16 protein-coding genes and 1 pseudogene are annotated in these 17,121 nt (G+C 64.8%); 9 read left to right on the plus strand and 8 right to left on the minus strand.

The features are described 5' to 3' along the window. The first annotated feature begins 181 nt into the window (after positions 1-181). The 4 genes from BFE01S_RS11380 to BFE01S_RS11395 all read left to right on the plus strand — a co-directional run bounded on the left by BFE01S_RS11380 (position 182) and on the right by BFE01S_RS11395 (position 4,674). The gene (locus BFE01S_RS11380) at positions 182-1,312 is read left to right on the plus strand and encodes a mandelate racemase/muconate lactonizing enzyme family protein (RefSeq protein WP_042337508.1); all 1,131 of its coding nucleotides are present in this window, start codon (positions 182-184) and stop codon (positions 1,310-1,312) included. Between the two features lie 97 nt (positions 1,313-1,409). Then, a complete protein-coding gene (locus BFE01S_RS11385; protein ID WP_042337509.1) occupies positions 1,410-2,459 on the plus strand; it encodes an ABC transporter substrate-binding protein in 1,050 nt (349 codons plus the stop codon). A 41-nt stretch (positions 2,460-2,500) separates the two neighbouring features. Continuing rightward, a complete protein-coding gene (locus BFE01S_RS11390; RefSeq protein ID WP_042337510.1) occupies positions 2,501-3,676 on the plus strand; it encodes a porin in 1,176 nt (391 codons plus the stop codon). 89 nt (positions 3,677-3,765) lie between these two features. Continuing rightward, entirely contained in the window at positions 3,766-4,674 is a 909-nt protein-coding gene (locus BFE01S_RS11395; protein ID WP_028225600.1) for a LysR substrate-binding domain-containing protein, read from the plus strand. A gap of 16 nt (positions 4,675-4,690) precedes the next feature. On the opposite strand, the gene BFE01S_RS11400 is transcribed toward BFE01S_RS11395, so the two are convergent. Both BFE01S_RS11400 and BFE01S_RS11405 read right to left on the minus strand, forming a co-directional pair. Continuing rightward, positions 4,691-5,326 (minus strand): LysE family translocator, encoded by a 636-nt coding sequence (locus BFE01S_RS11400; protein ID WP_028225601.1) that lies wholly within the window; start codon positions 5,324-5,326, stop codon positions 4,691-4,693. Between the two features lie 17 nt (positions 5,327-5,343). Beyond that, complete coding sequence (locus BFE01S_RS11405; protein ID WP_028225602.1) at positions 5,344-5,988, minus strand: FMN-binding negative transcriptional regulator; 645 nt, start codon at positions 5,986-5,988, stop codon at positions 5,344-5,346. Between the two features lie 130 nt (positions 5,989-6,118). Here BFE01S_RS11405 and pdxR point away from each other — a divergent pair, with 130 nt between their 5' ends. Then, positions 6,119-7,669, plus strand: coding sequence for a MocR-like pyridoxine biosynthesis transcription factor PdxR (gene pdxR, locus BFE01S_RS11410; protein ID WP_028225603.1), 1,551 nt, complete (start codon positions 6,119-6,121; stop codon positions 7,667-7,669). Between the two features lie 11 nt (positions 7,670-7,680). Continuing rightward, positions 7,681-8,070: a hypothetical protein gene (locus BFE01S_RS46540; protein ID WP_156966981.1), complete on the plus strand. Its 390-nt coding sequence runs from the start codon at positions 7,681-7,683 to the stop codon at positions 8,068-8,070. A gap of 84 nt (positions 8,071-8,154) precedes the next feature. On the opposite strand, the gene BFE01S_RS11425 is transcribed toward BFE01S_RS46540, so the two are convergent. Beyond that, complete coding sequence (locus BFE01S_RS11425) at positions 8,155-8,664, minus strand: GNAT family N-acetyltransferase (protein WP_028225605.1); 510 nt, start codon at positions 8,662-8,664, stop codon at positions 8,155-8,157. A gap of 103 nt (positions 8,665-8,767) precedes the next feature. Between BFE01S_RS11425 and BFE01S_RS11430 the strand changes: the two genes are divergently transcribed. Further along, positions 8,768-11,203 carry a patatin-like phospholipase family protein gene (locus tag BFE01S_RS11430; protein ID WP_407668206.1) on the plus strand — a complete coding sequence of 812 codons (2,436 nt, stop codon included), beginning with the start codon at positions 8,768-8,770 and terminating at the stop codon, positions 11,201-11,203. Between the two features lie 36 nt (positions 11,204-11,239). Here the strand turns inward: BFE01S_RS11430 and BFE01S_RS11435 are convergent, their stop codons facing one another. The 3 genes from BFE01S_RS11435 to BFE01S_RS11445 form a co-directional block, all read right to left on the minus strand. Continuing rightward, complete coding sequence (locus BFE01S_RS11435; protein WP_028225607.1) at positions 11,240-12,343, minus strand: ATP-binding protein; 1,104 nt, start codon at positions 12,341-12,343, stop codon at positions 11,240-11,242. Between the two features lie 52 nt (positions 12,344-12,395). Beyond that, positions 12,396-13,235, minus strand: coding sequence for an alpha/beta hydrolase (locus tag BFE01S_RS38315; protein WP_052420861.1), 840 nt, complete (start codon positions 13,233-13,235; stop codon positions 12,396-12,398). Positions 13,236-13,386: 151 nt separating this feature from the next. Continuing rightward, the gene (locus BFE01S_RS11445; RefSeq protein ID WP_028225608.1) at positions 13,387-14,094 is read right to left on the minus strand and encodes a winged helix-turn-helix domain-containing protein; all 708 of its coding nucleotides are present in this window, start codon (positions 14,092-14,094) and stop codon (positions 13,387-13,389) included. A gap of 237 nt (positions 14,095-14,331) precedes the next feature. Between BFE01S_RS11445 and BFE01S_RS11450 the strand changes: the two genes are divergently transcribed. Next, positions 14,332-15,282: a DUF535 family protein gene (locus BFE01S_RS11450; protein ID WP_028225609.1), complete on the plus strand. Its 951-nt coding sequence runs from the start codon at positions 14,332-14,334 to the stop codon at positions 15,280-15,282. Positions 15,283-15,380: 98 nt separating this feature from the next. Here the strand turns inward: BFE01S_RS11450 and BFE01S_RS11455 are convergent, their stop codons facing one another. After that, positions 15,381-15,848 (minus strand): YaiI/YqxD family protein, encoded by a 468-nt coding sequence (locus BFE01S_RS11455; RefSeq protein ID WP_028225610.1) that lies wholly within the window; start codon positions 15,846-15,848, stop codon positions 15,381-15,383. 141 nt (positions 15,849-15,989) lie between these two features. On the opposite strand from BFE01S_RS11455, the gene BFE01S_RS11460 reads away from it, so the two are divergent. After that, the gene (locus BFE01S_RS11460) at positions 15,990-16,598 is read left to right on the plus strand and encodes an isochorismatase family cysteine hydrolase (protein ID WP_028225611.1); all 609 of its coding nucleotides are present in this window, start codon (positions 15,990-15,992) and stop codon (positions 16,596-16,598) included. A 139-nt stretch (positions 16,599-16,737) separates the two neighbouring features. Here the strand turns inward: BFE01S_RS11460 and BFE01S_RS44205 are convergent. Continuing rightward, positions 16,738-16,916: pseudogene (locus tag BFE01S_RS44205) on the minus strand (IS5/IS1182 family transposase); the annotation flags it as partial. Between the last annotated feature and the right edge of the window lie 205 nt (positions 16,917-17,121).

Here is a 17,121-nt window from a genome sequence, read left to right on the forward strand (position 1 = left end):
CCAATGCCATCCATTATCGCGCCCAATCCGCGGAATTGAAGGCTGTCATTTACTTCAATTGACTTCATTGAGCCCCGCCAATCGACCCTCTAGCATGCCGTAACGCCTTGACCGGCCGTGGAGACATGGAGACAGATACGCAGTCCGGCGCACCCCAGCGCCAGGCCTGCGGCACACAATCATGACGAACCGCATCGCCCGCATCACCGTCAGCCATCACCGCCTGCCGCTCGTGCCGCCGTTCCCGGCCTCGTGGGACAGCCGCCCCCGCCACGCGTTTCCCGCCACCATCGTGCGCGTCGAAGACACCGAAGGCCGCACAGGCTTCGGCTCCGGCGACGCCATGTACGGCTTCGACGACTATCGCCACCTCTTCATCGGCACCGATCCCCTCGACCTCGCCCGCCACTCGGCCGTGATCGACAACGTGAGCTTTCACGCCGGGCGCCTGTGGCCGCTCGACGTCGCGCTCTGGGATCTCGCGGGCAAGATTCGCGGCGAAGCGTGCTGGCAGATGGCGGGCGGCCGCTCGCAGCGGGTGCGTGCCTATGCATCCTCGGGTGTGCATCGCTCGCTGGAGGGCATGGCGCAGTGGGCCAGGCATTGCGTGGCGCGCGGCTTTCCCGCGCTGAAAGTGCGCTTCGGCCGCCCGAGCCTCGCCGACGATCTCGCCGCGCTTGCCGCCGTGCGCGAAGCCGCGGGCGAGGACATCGAACTGATGGTCGATTGCAACCAGGGCTGGCGCATGCCGTGGGACACCCAGGCGCCCTGGAGCGCCGACGAAGCCCTCACCGTAATCCGCCAGCTCGAGCGCTACCGCGTCCACTGGGTCGAAGAGCCGCTGCACCGCGGCGACTATGCGGGCCACGCGCGCCTGCGCAAGGAAAGCGGCGTGCGCATTGCGGGCGGCGAAATGACACGCGATGCGCACGAGTTCCAGGCGCTGCTGGAACGCGATTGCCTCGACGTCTATCAACCCGACGTGGTGTGCACGCTCGGCATGGAAGGCGCGCGCCGCCTCGCCGCACAGGTGGAAGCCCGCGGCCGGATCTTCACGCCGCACACCTGGGGCAATGGCATCGGCCTCGCGGCGAACCTGCACGTCGTGGCCGGCGCCGCACAAGCGCCCTTCGTCGAATTCCCGTACGACCCGCCCGAGTGGACGCCCGAGCGCCGCGATTTCCCGCTCACGCATCCCATCGATATCGACAGCGATGGCTGGATCGACCTCGGCAGCGCCCCGGGCCTTGGCATCGAGCTGGACGAAGCCGTGCTCGCCGCCACCCTGGCGACCGACAGCCGCTACGACTGACGCCTTTCCCGGGCGCCGCCCGCACGCGGCACGCCCGCCCTTTCCTCGCAGTTGCTTGAGCGCGTGAACGATGAATTCAATAAAACGGAGACATGCAATGAAGACTTTTCATCCACTGAGCCACCTGCTTCGCGCAGCATGCCTTGCTGCGCCGCTGGCCGTGGCCGCCATGCCGGCCCACGCGGCGGGCAACTGGTGCAGCGCGGGCAAGCCCGTCCACTTCGCCGGCATCACGTGGGAAAGCGGCAGCTTCACGAGCGAGGTGCTGCGCTACGTGCTGAAGAACGGCTATGGCTGCCAGACCGACGTCGTGCCGGGCAGCACCGCTGCCACCGAAACGGCGCTCTCGCGCAACGACCTCCAGGTGTGGGCCGAGCAATGGACCGGCCGCTCGGAAATCATCGCGGGCGCCGAGAAGGCCGGCACGGTCAAGCTCGTCGGCGACACGCTGCCGGGCGGCACGAAGGAAGGCTGGTACGTGCCCGACTACGTGATCCACGGCGACCCCAGGCGCGGCATCAAGGCGAGCGCGCCGGACCTGCAGTCCGTGAGCGACCTGCCGAAGTACAAGGCGCTCTTTACCGACGACGAGGAACCGGATCGCGGCCGCTTCCTGAACTGCCCCTCGGGATGGGACTGCGAGCGCGTGAACACGCGCCTCCTGAAGCTGCTCAAGCTCGACGACAGCTACACGAACTTCCGTCCCGGCACGGGCGCGGCGCTCGATGCGGCGATCTCCTCGGCCTACGAGCGCGGCAAGCCGATCCTCACGTACTACTGGGAACCGGCCGCCCTGATGGCCCGGTACAAGTTCGTACAACTGAAGATGCCGCCGTTCAACGAAGCCTGCTGGAAGACGCTGCGCGAAGAGAACAGCCCGCAGCAATGCGCCTCGTCGTATCTGGTCTCGCATCTGAAGATCGGCGTTTCGACGCCGTTCTATCAGGCCGAGCCGGACGTGATGACGTTCTTCTCGAAGGTGAGTTTCCCCATCGACTTCCTCAACACGACCATTCTCGACATGACCGCGCATAAGGTCGATGCGCAGACCGAAGCGACGAAGTTCCTCAAGGAGCACCCGGAAATGTGGAAGTCGTGGGTGCCGGCCGACGTCGCTGCGAAGGTCCAGAAGTCGCTTGGCGCTTGATTCGGCGAGACCCGCTATCCCGTTCATAACCTGAAAAGAGAATGGGGCCGCCCCGTGCGGCCCCGCACAAGGAGACACACGTGAAGAAGAAGATCCTCGCGGCCATGCCGCTGGCCCTCTGCATGGCAGGCGCCCATGCGCAAAGCAGCGTCACGCTGTACGGCATCGTCGACCTGGGCGTGGACTACGCCAACAACGTCGTCAACGGCGCCAACGGCCAGTTCGTGCAGGGCAGCGGCGGCCATCTCGTGCAAATGCAAAGCGGCGTGCCGGCCGGCAGCCGCTGGGGCGTGCGCGGCACGGAAGACCTGGGCGGCGGACTCTCGGCGATCTTCCGGCTCGAAAGCGGCTTCAATGCCGCAACCGGCGGCCTCGGCGGCGGCCTCGCCTTTTCGCGTAACGCCTATGTCGGCCTGAAGTCGGAGCAGTACGGCCAGATCACGCTCGGCAAGCAATGGGACGCCTCCGTCGATCTGATCGAGCCGTATTCGCTGAACGGCAACTACGGCGGCTGGTACTTCTCGCACCCGAACGACATGGACAACCTCGACAACGGGTTCCCGGTCAACAACGCGGTCAAGTACGTGAGCCCCGTGATCGCGGGCCTGCAGGTCGAAGGCCACTATTCGTTCGGCGGCCAGGCCGGCCAGTTCTCGAACAACGCCTCCTATAGCGCGGCGGCCGCCTACACGCTCGGCTCCTTCAGCGCGGGCGTGGGCTACCTGCGCGTGAACGATCCGTTCACATCGGTGGCCGGCTACGGCAGCGGCGGCAGCTACGTCAACGCGGTCTACGGCAACGCGCTTGCGAACGCGCGCTACCAGGGCATCCTCTCGGCGGGCACCTCGTACACGCTCGGCAGCCTGAAGCTGATGTTCGACTACTCGAACGTCGACTTCTCCTCCGGCGACGGCAGCCACGACCTGCACTTCCAGAACTACGAAATCTCGGGTACGTACTTCATCACGCCCACGTTCAACGTGGGTGCCGGCTACACCTTCACGGACGGCCTCGACCACGCGAGCGACCAGTCGCCGAAGTACCATCAGGTCAACCTGATCACGCAATACGCGATCTCGAAGCGTACGTCGGTCTACGCGATGGGTTCGTACCAGCATGCGGCGGGCTCGGCCGAAAATGCGCAGATTGCGGGCTTCAACCCGTCGAGTTCGCAGAACCAGCTCGTTACGCGCGTGGGTATTACGCACTCGTTCTAAGCTCTGCTTCGCTGGCGCGGCAGTCCGCACAGGCTAGCCCTGCCTGTCCCGCCGCGCCGGCGTTTCTTTCGCATTACGAGGTTCCCTCCATGCGCCGCCTTCCGTCGCTCTCGGCCCTGCGTTCATTCGAGGAGGCAAGCCGGACGCTCAGCTTCACGAAAGCCGCCCAGAACCTGCACGTCACGCAGGGTGCGATCAGCCGCCAGATCCGCCTGCTCGAAGACTACCTGGGCACGCCGCTTTTCATGCGTCACCATCACCGGCTCGAAATCACCCCGGCGGGCAAGCGGCTTTTGCCCACGCTGCAAGCCGCGTTCGACAGCATCGCCCACACGCTCGACACGATTCGCTCCGATCCGTCCAACAGCCTCCTGAGCATCAACGCCGCGCCGACACTCGCCACGCGCTGGCTCACGCCGCGCCTGCGCGATTTCCAGGCGCGCCACCCCGACCTGCGCATTTCCGTGACCAACGAATACGGCCCGCTGCACGGCACGGAGCGCAACGAGGACTGCCAGATCCGCTTCGGCATGGAACCGCTGCCGGGCGGCCAGAGCACGCTGCTCATGCGCGAGCGTCATGTGCTGGTAGGCTCGGCGCACCAGTTCGAAGGCCCCGCCGCGGACGAAGCTGCGCTGCGCGCCCTGCTGGCCGCACACCCGTGGCTGTATATCCTCGATATCGACCGGCGCCTGCTGGTATGGGAAGCCTGGCTCGAAGCAGCCGGGTTTGACGTAGCGATGGCGCCCGCCGGGGAGCTCGAATTCAGCACGCTCGACCAGGTGATTCACGCGGCGGTGGCAGGGCTCGGCATCGCGGTGGCGGACCGTAACATGATCGAACAGGAACTGGCAAACGGCACGCTCGTGCAACTGAGCCCCGTCGAGGTGACGGGGCCTTCGGGCTACTGGCTCGATGTGCGGCCGGAGGTACAGGAGACGCTGCGTGTGCGCAACTTCAGCGGCTGGCTGGTCGAGCACCACGCGGTGCGCGCGTGACGGACGGTGCCTGGGCCTATTTCGAAGGCCACGCCAGCAGCCTGAGCCCGGCCACGCCGAACACAACCGCAAGCCCCCCTTCCAGCGCGCGGCGCGTGCGGACGTAGAAGCGGCGTGCCGCGTCCATGGAAAACAGGAGCGCGTAGCCGCCGAACACTAGGCATCCAATCACCGCGCAGCCCGGAATCACGGCGCCGTGAGCCGATCCCGCGCCGTTCGCCGAAAGCGCGACGATCGACACCCACACCAGTATGGCCTTCGGGTTGGTGAGATGCAGCAGCGCGCCTCGCGCGTAAAGGCTCGACAGTTTTTCCGGCTGCACCGCCTTCGCCGCGGCCCCGGCAGCGGTGCCGAGCGCGTTGCGCCCCGACTTGAAAGCGAGCCACAGCAGATACACTCCGCCAAAAATCTTGATCGCCACGAGAAAGTGCGACCAGGCGACGAGCGCGGCCGATACGCCCACCGCCGCGATCACGGCCCAGCACATCGACCCCGAGATGACACCCAGCGCGAAGGCCAGCGCAGCCTTGCGCCCATGCTTCGCGGCAATCGACAGGATGGCGAGATTGCTGGGCCCGGGACTCGCCACGCCGACGAAGTACGCGGTGTAAGCGAGCAGCAGATTGGCCGAGAAAAAAGTATTGATCGACATATCGAACGCCTGAGTGTTCAACGCTGATCCGCTTTCTTCGCCGCTTCGGCCAGCATGGCGTCGCCCATCGCGAAGTTCTCGTTCGCCCTGAGTGCCTCGCCCGCGCCGCGAATGTCGCGTTCCTCCTTGTTCTGGCCCAGCTTGCTTTTGCCGACCAGCCGCGTGATGTCGATTTTCAGACCGACGATCGCCTTCACCATGGTATCGATGTAGTCCTGCGGCGCGTCGCCCATCTTCCACGGCTGGGGTTGCGAAGCCTCGTGCGTGCGGGTCAGGCGGCCCACCACGCCGCGCACGTAGCGTTCGTCGTCGAGTACGGTGATGCGGCCATACGCGTGGACCACGACATAGTTCCACGTGGGCACCTGCCTGTGCTGCTCGTGCTTGCTCGGATACCAGTTCGGCGAAATATAAGCATCGCCCGCGCGAAAAACAACGAGCACCTCGTCCCCATCGGCCACGTCCTCCCACACCGGGTTGGCGCGCGCGACGTGCGCGCGCAGCACGCCCATCTCGCCCTCGTCCGCCGCCAGTTCGAACGGCAGATGATTGGCGTCCAGCCCGCTTTTGCCGTTCGTCACCAGCATGCCGAACGGATGCGCGTTGATGTGCGCGTGCAGGACTTCGGGGCGCGATTCATTGAAGTGGGCGGGGATGTACATATCGGCCTGGGCAGAAAAGGGGACGAGCGGCGCCGGTTCGAATTCCGGATGGATACATTGAGATGCATTGTGACGGAAAACCGGTTTATGCTACAGGTCCAGTTTTCATCATTTTCGCTGAACCGGAATCATGGCAAGAACGGCACGCGATGCACACATTCCATCCATCGGCACGTTGGACCGGGGCGCCGGCAACCTGAGCCGCCAGTTGGCACAGGCGCTGCGGGAGGCCGTGCGCCAGGGCGATATCCAGCCCGGCGACGCGTTGCCGTCCACGCGCGTGCTGGCCGCTTCGCTGCAGATCGCACGCGGCACGGCGATCGAAGCCTACGAGCAACTGATTGCCGAGGGCTTTCTGGAATCGAAGGGGGGCGCCGGAACCCGCGTGGCCCAGGCGCTCGCAGAAGCGCCCGCCCCGGACCGACCCCGTGCCGCGCGCGGGGTTCGTCGGTGGCACGCGACCGAACCCGGCCTGCCCGAGCCCGCCGCGGCTTTCGCGCAGATCGCGCGCGAATTTAGACCCTTGCCGCCGGTGCCGTTCGCGATATCGGTGCCGGCAGGCATGACGGCACCGGGAGAAGCCTGGCGGCGCCTCGGCAATCGCCTGCGCGCGCGGGGCCCCGGGGCGCCCGCCGGGTACGCCGACCCGCTCGGCGCACTGCCGCTGCGCGAAGCGATTGCGGCTTACGTGCGCAAGTCGCGCTCGGTACGGTGCGAACCGGGCCAGGTCATCGTGACGAGCGGCACCCAGCAGGGCCTCTTTCTCGCCTGCCAGGTGCTGCTGGGGCCGCGCGACGAAGCCTGGGTGGAAAATCCCGCCTATCGCGGCGTCACCGCCCTGCTCGAAAGCACGGGACATCGCGATACCATCGCTCGCGTGCCGGTGGACGAAGAAGGCATCGACGTGGAGGCCGGCATCCGCATGGCGCCTCACGCGCGCGCGGCCTTCGTCACGCCATCGCACCAGTATCCGTTAGGCATGCCAATGAGCATGGCGCGGCGCAATGCGCTGCTCGCGTGGGCACGCAAAAGCAATGCATGGATTGTCGAAGACGACTACGACAGCGAACTGCGCTACCAGGGCTATCCGTTTCCCTCGCTACAGGGGCTTGCCCCTGAGCGGGTGGTGTATCTGGGCACCTTCAGCAAGATCCTGTTTCCCTCGTTGCGGCTTGGCTACGTCATCGCCCCGGACGATCTCGTCGATGCCTTTTGCGGCGCACGCGTGCTGATGGACCGCCATCCGCCCAACGCCGACCAGCACGTGCTGGCAGCGTTCATGACGGAGGGTCATCTGGAGCGCCACATCCGCAAGGTCCGCAACGTGTATGCCGACCATCGCGCCCACTTGATGACAACGCTCGACGCCCTGCTCCCCCGCGACCTCGCATGGCTCGAACCCGGCGATCAGGGCATGCACGTCGTGCTCTGGCTGGCCACCGGCATGGACGACCGCGCGCTGGTCGAGCAGGCGGCAAAGGCGGGCGTGGCCGTGCGTGCCGTTTCGCCGATGTATGCCCCCGGAACGGAGCGGCCTGGCTTGATTCTGGGATTCGGAGGCTTCAGCGAAGCGCAAATGACGGAGGCCACCCGGCGGCTCGCGGCCGTTATTGCAGAGGCAGCGAAGCTGCTGAAGCCGCCGAAGCCGCCAAGGCGAAAGCGCGCACTGGAATCCACCTGAGCGGCAAACAAATGCCGCCACGCGAAATCGGCGCGCGCCGTCGTCAATCAGAAGCTATGCCTCAAGCCCGCCATCGCACCCAGTTGCGTGGAACCGTCCGCCGCGCTCACGCCATTGAAGCCCTGCAATTGCGTGCCGATCAAACCGCCCCGATACAGCGAGTAATCGGCTTCGAGATAGACATCGGTGCGGCTCGACAGACCATATCGCGCCGCGCCTGGCGCAGTTATCCGAATTGCGCGCGCGGCGACGCGGCGCACCGGTTGACGGTGGCCTTCCAGGTGGTTATCGGAACGATGATCAATGCGGCACTCAACGACCCAGGCCCGCTCAGCATCGAGGACGATGCAATGACGGAGGCGCTGGCGCAAATGCTGACACTTTATGCCAGTCCTGGTTGACGAATCGCCATCACATCTGCATACCTAACTGATTTCATTCGTCAGGCATTGCCAATAGGTGCGGTGAATCCGCAAAGACACGCGCTATGCGATCGGCCGTCGGTTGGCCGATCGCTCGTACAGCGACCAGACATAGCCGTCGTCTTTCAGCCCCACGCGAATAAAGCCAAGCGACTCGTAGTACGCACAAAGTTTCGTATTTTGAATGGCACAGTCGAGTCGGACAAAACGCCGGTTCAAGTCGTTCGCACGGCCCGCGCACCCATCGAGAATGAAGCTGCCGACGCCCTGCCCGTTAAACCCCTTACGCACACAAAGCCCGTGCACATAAACGGCGATCGGTTCCTGGTGCCCCCAGTGCGGCTCGTCGTCCAGATCGAGTGAAAACGCTCCGACCGGCGTGCCGGCCTGCTCGACGACATACACTTCCTTTTGAGCGACGTTGTTTCGCACCCACTGCCCGGAAAATCCGTCGCCCTCCTTGCCCCACACGTAGTCGCCATATTCCACCTTCTTCGCATGCGCGTCGTTGCGGATCTGCGTGAGAACCGGCACATCCTCGTCCGTTGCCCTGCGAATGCTTTTCGACGTCATTGCACCGGTCTCCGTTGAGGCGTCTGCGTACAAACTGATCAAACCTTGCCGTCTTAATCACGTTACACTACGCGCCGAGAATACTGACCACATTAGATGTCAAATGGGCGAGATCGCAAACCGACCCACCCTGGCAAACAGAATAACTTCCAGATTGCTTGCATCCCGGCCGTTCGCGCATTCATCGTCCCATACCGGCGGCCTGGCCGGGACGGGGATTGCCGCGAATCGCCCAGGCGCGGGCAAACGAGTCAATACGCGCCCGAAACCGGCCTTGCCCGCGTCGCGACGCCTGCCGTTGACGACACTGGTGCTGCTCGGCTGCACGATGCTCACGTCGCGCGCCTTCGCGGCGGATACCGCGTGCGCGGTGACGGGCGGCGATCCCCATCGCCCTTCGATCGGACTCGTGCTTTCGGGCGGCGGCGCGCGGGGCTACGCGCACATCGGGGTGCTGAAGGTCCTGGAAGAAAATCGCATTCCGGTCGATTGCATTGCGGCAACCAGCATGGGCGCCGTCGTAGGCGGTCTGTATGCGAGCGGGATGAACGCGGATGAAATGCTGAACCGGCTCGAATCCGTCAATCTCGCCGATATCGCCTTCGACGTGACGGCGCGCCAGGACCTCCCGCAATCGCGCCGCGAGGACGAACGCCTCTACGTGGGCAGCCTGTCGTTCGGCTTCGGCCAGCACGGCTTCCGGCTTCCGGCCGGACTCGTCCAGGGCAACCGGCTGCAGGCGCTGCTGCAGGAATGGACGTCGGCCGTACCGGTCAGCCAGCCGTTCGACCGGCTCCCCATTCCCTTTCGCGCGATTGCCACCGATCTTCGCACCGGCCAGGAGGTCGTGCTTCAACAGGGCTCGCTGCCGCTGGCCATTCGCGCCAGCATGGCGCTGCCGGGCCTGTTCGCGCCGGCGGAAGTGGATGGCCGCACGCTCGTCGATGGGGGGCTCGTCAGCAACCTGCCGATCGAAACGGCGCGCGACATGGGCGCCAACGTGGTCATTGCCGTGGACATCGGCTCCCCGCTGCGTCCGCTCGATGCCCTCGCCTCGCCCGCGGATGTCGCGCAGCAGATGATCGGCATCCTGATCCACCAGAACGTCGCCCTGCAACGCAAGCAGCTCGAACCGGGCGACGTGCTGATCGAGCCCGCGCTCGGCTCGCTCAGCTTCACCGATTTCGCCAACGCGAATCAGGCGATCGCAGCGGGAGAAGCCGCCGCGCGCGCGGCGCTGCCGGCGCTGCGCCATCTGGCGCTGCCGCCCGACCAGTATGCGGCGTACCGGGCCGCCCACAGCGCGCACGACACGGCGCCGGTTCGCGTTACGCGCATCGTCGTTACGGCGCCGGGGCGCATGCCGGAAAAGCGCATTCTGGACGCGCTGCACGTGCATGCCGGCGACATCTACGATCCGGCCGCGGTGAATCGCGACCTGATGTCGCTCACAACCGCCGGCGACTTCGAAAGCGTCACGCAGCAACTGATCGGCGACGGCGATGCCCACACCCTCGTGATCGATGCGCGGGAGAAGTCGTGGGGGCCGAATTTCCTGCTGTTCGGCCTCGGGCTGTCGAGCAGTTCCGCCGACGAGGGCAACTTCCGCATGCACGTGGGCTATCGCCGCCCCTGGCTGACCGATTCCGGGCTCGAAGGCCGCATCGACAGCACGATCGGCAGCGACCTCATCAGCCTGTACGGCGAACTGCGGCAACCGCTCTCGGACAAGTTTGGCTACTACATCGCGCCGTTCGTCGATTACGAACGCCGCTATGTGAACATCTACCTTCCCGACACCAACTATCGGCTCACGCAGTATCACCTGCAGACGGAGCGCGCCGGCGTCGATCTGGGCGTGCCGCTCTCGCACTACGGCGATTTCCGTGTCGGTGTGGCGTATGAGCACGGTTATGCGTCGCCCGTCTACAACTTCCCGTTCGACGACGGAACCAACCTGTTCGATAGCTTCTACGGGCGGCAGATCAGCGCGCACGCGCGTCTCGTCGTCGACCAGCTCGACGATCCGCTCTTTCCGCGCAAAGGCTATTTCGCCGACCTGCGTGTCGATCGCTCGCTGTTCGCCGGCAGCGACTACTTCACGGAGGTTTATGGCAAGGGGCTCGTTGCGGCCAGTTTCGGCCGGCACACGCTGAGTGCGAGCATCGAGGCCGGCAACGACTTCGGCGGAACCAACTATGTCGATCCGTTCGGCTTCACGCTGGGCGGATTCCAGCATTTGTCGGCCTATGCCGAGGACGAACTGGCCGGCAATACGCTGCTCTACGGCCAGGTCACCTACATGAACCAGCTCGCGACATTCGACGCGTCGGTCATTCACGGCCTTTTTGCCGGCGTCAGCCTTGAAGTGGGCAACGTCTGGAACAGCGATCTGCTGCCTGCCACGAAGGGGCCGCTCAAGCGCAGCATTACCTTCTTCAGCAGCGTGACTACGTCGTTCGGCCCGGTCTATCTCGGCGCGGCATTTGCACCCGGTGGTCGTTACAACCTCTACTTCCAGCTAGGTCACACTTATTGAGCGGCGCTCGCGGCTGGCGCGACGTTACCCCGCTTTTTACCCCATCGGCCAGCTGATTTCGAAGCGGGCCCCGCTTAGCGACGTGGGGTCCATCACGACGATCCGGCCGTTGTGCGCACGCAGGACCTGACGCGTGATCGCAAGCCCGAGCCCATACCCGCCGGTATTGCGGTCGAGCCGCACGAACGCTTCGAAGATGCGCTCCCGCTCGTCGGGCGGCACACCCGGCCCATCGTCCTCGACGAAAATCTGCACGTTCCCATGCCGTATCGCGAGGCCGACCACGATCCGCTCGCGCGCGTACTTGCTGGCATTGCGCAGCAGATTGCGCATGGCGTACGACATCAGGCGCCGGTCCATCGTCACGCGCAAGGTCCGGTCGATCTCGACCGTCGAAACGATGTCGTGGTTCGCGTAGAGCAGCGTCGCGTCCTTCACCTGGCTGTCGAACCATGTGGCGAGCACCGTGGGCTCGAGGTTCGACTGGAGCGAGCTGTATTCGAGCCGCGCATAGGTCAGGCTCATGTCGATCAGTTCGTCCAGTTCCGTGACGTCCTGATCGATGCCGGCAAGCGCGCCTTCATATTCGGTGGCCGAATCAGGCGCGCGCAGAATCTCCAGCGCGAAGCGCACGCGCGCAAGCGGCGTGCGAAGCTCGTGCGAGATGCCGTTGGTCAGTTCGCGCTGCGCCGCAATCAAACGCTCCATTCTTTCGGCCAGCGCATTGAGCGTGCGCGCGAGCGGCCCGATGATGACGCTGTGCGATTCGCGTGCGCGCGTGTTGAAGCGGCCGCCCGTGAAATCAATCGCGCGTTCGCGGACCATCACGAGGTCCAGCCAGATGGGCCTGATCCACGTGTAAGCCGCCAGCGCCGGTATCCCGAACAGGGCCAGCGCGACAAGGAAGAATCCGCCAGGCAGCGCATGGAGTGCGTGCCAGACCGTGTGCGCCCCAAGCGTAAAAGCAATGACCAGCAGCGGCACCGCGACCACCATCAACACGAGCACGAGCAGGCGAAGATAGAAACGCAGATAGAGACGCGACCAGCTTGGCGCCCGGTCTGCGCGTGTGTCGGTCCACGAACGCCTGAAGAGGAGCAGGCGGCGTTTGCAGTAGCGGTAGCAGGTCAGTTTTCGCATGGCTGGCTGGAAGATCGAACACCCTGGCCGACCGGCGTCCCCCGCACGATCGCTACATCGAACCTGCCGGAGCCGGAGCGGACTCGACCCGGGCGGTGGCATCCGCGCATCGCCGTGCAACGAATTCGAGCGTCTGGGCGGCCACGGTGTCGCGCTCGTTGTCGAGCGTAATCATATGATAGCTGTCGGTGAGGCGCACCAAGGTCACGTCGGGCGTGCCGATGTGTTCGCAGATGAATTCGGCGGAACGAATGCTCGTCACTTCGTCGTATTCCGAATGCACCACGAGAGTCGGACAGGCAATCCGGTGCAGCATGTTCTTCACCTTGACACGCATCCGGTCGACCTGGGCGATCGCCGCAAGCGGCACGTACGGGTAGTGCACGGCACTGCCCTTGCCCAGGTGCCGCCGTATCAGGTTGCGGATGCGCGCGTTCTTGATGCCGAACGGCTCGCGCTCGGGCACGCGGATCAGCCGGCGCAGCACGGGAATGCGGTAGAGCAGATGGCGCAGCGGCTGCAAAGGCGAACCGGCCCAGCCGTCAAGGAAGAGCGGCGGGGACAGCAGGATCAGCGAGCCGTTCGTCATCCGCTTGCGCGCGCAGAGCATGAGCGCGAGCAGCGCCCCCATCGAAATACCGGCGACGTCCACGCGGGCATAGCGCCCCGCCAGTTCGCGGTAGGTGCGCTCGAGCGCCTGCATGTAGTCGGCAAGGCTCACGCTGTTCAGTTCGTCCGGCGTGGAGCCGTGGCCCGGCAGCGAAGGCAGGTAGACATCGTAGCCGCTGTCTTCCAGCTTTTTGCCGAGCGATCCGAAGTCGTGGCGCGTGCCGCCGAGGCCGTGGATCATCAGCACTGCATGGCGGTGAGTGGCGTCGGTGGCGATGTGCATGAAACGGGTAACCGCGGCGATAAAGCCCGCATGGTACCCAGCTCATGCGCTGCCGGCTGTCGCGTTTCGGCCGGAAATGTAGCGTTTTGTGCGCGAGAAAAAGCGCTGAGCCGGATCATTGCGTGGCAAAAATCCGACGCCCGCCCTCGGCTCACTCCCAGCCGATCTTGCTGAACTGATATCCCTTGCCGCGCACGGTCTTGATCCGCTGGGGGTGCCCCGCATCATCCTGCAGCTTGCGGCGCAGCTTCGAAATCCCGGCGTCGATCGTGCGGTCCATCCCGTCGAACTCCACGCCGCGGAGCTCGCGCATCAGGTCGTCGCGGCTCACCACTTCGCCGGCGTGACGCGCGAGTATCCAGAGCAGGTCGAACTCGGCCGACGTGAGTTCCGGCACGCTGCCGTCCGGCAAGCTGACCGACCGGCTCGTGCGGTTTATCGCAAACCTTCCGAACGCGTAGCTTTCCGGCGGACTCGAAGTTTCCCCGTTGCGCCCGGTCACGCGGCGCAGTTGCGCCCGGATCCGCGCCAGCAGGATGCGCGGCTCGACGGGCTTGTGCACGTAATCGTCCGCGCCAAATTCCAGACCCAGCAACTCGTCGAACGGCTCGTCGCGCGCCGTCACCATGATGACCACGCCATCGTAGTGCTCGCGCGCTTCGCGGCAGATCTGGAAGCCATCCTTGTCCGGCAGGTTGACGTCGAGAATCACGAGATCCGGCCGGCGCTGCAGGATGGCCGGCACCGCATCGCCGCCGCGCAGCACGACATCGACATCGTAGCCGTGCTTGCGAAGATAGCCCGCTACGAGGGCGGACAGGCGGTTGTCGTCTTCGACGAGCAGGATCCGGGAAGCCATGGGTGAATCGTTCAGCGTTGAGAGGGTTTCGGGCGCGGCGCCTGGGGCGTGCGCAGCCGCCATCATACCCGCTGCGTTGCCCGAATCCATCGCCATGCGATGGGGCCTCCACCGTATCGCCCCGGGAATGCGGCGCCGCGCTACAAAATTGCACAAATCAGCACCGAACTCGACAATCGCCCGCCGTCCCGAGCGCTAGCATCCGGCCCGTTGCAACATTGCAAGGGACGACGCCCCATGACCCAGATCATCGGTAAACTCGGCATACGGCTTCCGTGGCTCGCGGACTTCTTCCTGTCGCTTTCGATGATCCGCCGGGCCGCGCTGACCCTCTATCCGGGCGATACGCTTTTTCATCGATGGCGCCGCACGCGGCTGTGGCTGCGCTCGCTCGTCTGCTGGCACCCTACCATCGTCTGGCTGCGGCGCTGTTCGAATTCGCCGCTGCGGGAGATCGTCATGCGCCATCCGCGCGCGCTCGAACGGCCGCATCGGCCTTTCCTGCACAAAGCCTTCGGTTCGTACGACCGGATTGCCGTGAGTCTCTACCATCAGGCGTGGAGCCTCCGGTACGCGCCCAACATCACGCAACGCATTGCCCGCGAAGGCTCCACGGTGATCGCCCGTTTCGCCGTGGGCGCCGAGCAATGGCAGGTCACGCTCGAATCGCTCGACCAGTTTCAGATGGAAGGCGACTGGACGCTCTGCATACGCGACATGGCGGGGCGGCGCGTGGTGTCCTGCACGTTCAGCGTGGCGTGCCTCGGCGGCAAGATCGAGCGGGCGCGCCTGTGCGTGGGATCGGTCCAGGGGCCGGACTCGCCGTCCAACGGACGCGAACTGTTTCGCGCCCTGACCAAACGCTGGCACGGCTTGCGGCCGAAGGTCCTGGCGGTCTATCTCGCACAATGCGTAGCGGCCGGAATGGGCGCGCACGGGACGGTCATCATCGCGAAGCGCAGCCACATCTACGAAAGCTGGCGCTATTGCCTGCGCAGACGCCGCGTCTCTGCCGACTACGATGCATTGTCCCGCGAATGCGGGGCGGCCGCGCGCTGGAACGGCTGGTTCCTGCTGCCGCGTCCGCCCGCCTATGGCTGGAGCGATAGCGGCAACGCGATACGGCGCCGGCGCAATGCGCTGCGTGCGAGCCTCGCCGCGCAGATTGGCGGCAGCTTTGCGCATTGAGGGCGTTGCACTTGAGTCTGAAAAGCCGGCCAGGTGTGAATGCGGCCTGGCGCTAACCGGGCCCCCTGGTGCACAACGAAAACAAGAGGCTCCGGCGCTCAGCTGGCGCCGCGCTTCGGCGCACCGTGGCGGGCGAGAAACCGGTCGAGTTCGCCAGCGAATGTCTTGCTGTCGCGCGGGCTGAAGGGAGCCGGCCCACCCGTATCGACGCCGGCATTGCGAAGCTGATCCATGACGTCGCGTACCGTCAGGCGCTCCTGGATATTGTCTTTCGTGAGCCAGTTGCCGCGCGGATCGAGCACATGGGCGCCCTTTTCGATTACCGCGGCGGCCAGCGGGATATCCGCGGTAATCACCAGGTCGCCCGACACGGCCAGTTCGACAATGCGGGCATCCGCCACGTCGAAACCCGCCGGCACCTGAATCGACTTGATGAAGGGCGACGGCGGCGTGCGCAAATACTGGTTCGCAACCAGCGTCACCGATACCTCGGTACGCCGCGCGGCCCGAAACAACATGTCCTTGATGACGACGGGGCAAGCATCGGCGTCGACTAGCACTTGCATGGAGGCAATTCCGCTACGTTAAACGGCCATGATATAGGAAGGTCGGCTGGAATCCGGCTTTATCGAACAGCTCGCAGCTGCCGTAGCAATGGTGTGAAGTATGATGCCCACTGCGTTCAATATCCGAAACGAGGCAGCGCAATGACCGCCAATGGAAACGACGGGAACAATCGTACCGCCGCGCAGATGCCCGCCATCGTGCCGGCACGAACCGCGCTGGTCGTCATGCACTACCAGACCGATATACTCGGGCTCTTTCCATCGGTTGCACCGGCCCTGCTCGCCAATACACGCAAGCTCTGCGATGCGGCACGGGACAAGGGCATCGGCGTCTTGTTCGCCAACCTGCGCTTCCGTCCGGGCTATCCGGAAGTCAGCCCGTTGAACAAGAACGGCCAGGGCATCAAGCAACTCGGCCTCTTCACCGATGACCGCGTCGCGCCCGAGTTGGGCCAGCGGGCCGATGAACCGCTGATCGTCGCCCATCGCGCGAGCGTGTTCTTCGGCACCGACCTGGCGGTGCGGCTTTCCGCGCAAGGCATCGATACGCTGATTCTGGTGGGCATTGCCTCGACCGGCGTCGTGCTGTCGTCGGTTGCGTATGCGAGCGATGCCGACTTCCGGCTCTATACGGTCAAGGACTGCTGCTACGACCCGGACCCCGTGGTCCATGAGCATCTGTTCTCTACGGCATTCGATTCGCGCACGACGGTGCTGTCGCTCGCGGAGGCGTTGCGGCTGCTTGCGTAGCAGGCTGCTGAAATACACCTCGCCGGCGCGCGGAGTCGCGTTCCAAAGAACTGCTGCGTCGGTTTGGCCGGTGTCGAATTGATATTGAGCGCCCTTAATTCAGACGGAGGCAATACCGTCTGCTCGCGGATTGGCGAGTTTACGCGGCTCTGGCTGCGAGCGTACGCATGCACAGGAGGTTGTAGGCCGCCTGAATTACTGCTTGACCCGCTCGCGGCCGCGATACATCGCCTGACGAGTCCGGCCGACCGTTTTGCCCCAACCGAAGACCTACTCGATACATTTGCGTTTGCGCTGGCTGCTGGCGTAGCCGGTCCAATTGGGACTGTGATATGACCTCAGCCGTACTGTATCTTTCGACGGGGCAACCCGATCGTAACTGCGCACGATGTATACAGACCGGCATAAACCAAACTGGGAAAAGGCTGCCGGTTCTACACAGGCCCTTCGTTTAACTCACTTCACGATGAAGCGCTCAATCAACTCATGGCGCATAAAATAACCTATAATTCCCTCATTCAAA

It is taken from the genome of Paraburkholderia ferrariae NBRC 106233 (assembly GCF_000685035.1).
In the GTDB taxonomy this organism is placed as follows: Bacteria; Pseudomonadota; Gammaproteobacteria; order Burkholderiales; family Burkholderiaceae; genus Paraburkholderia; species Paraburkholderia ferrariae.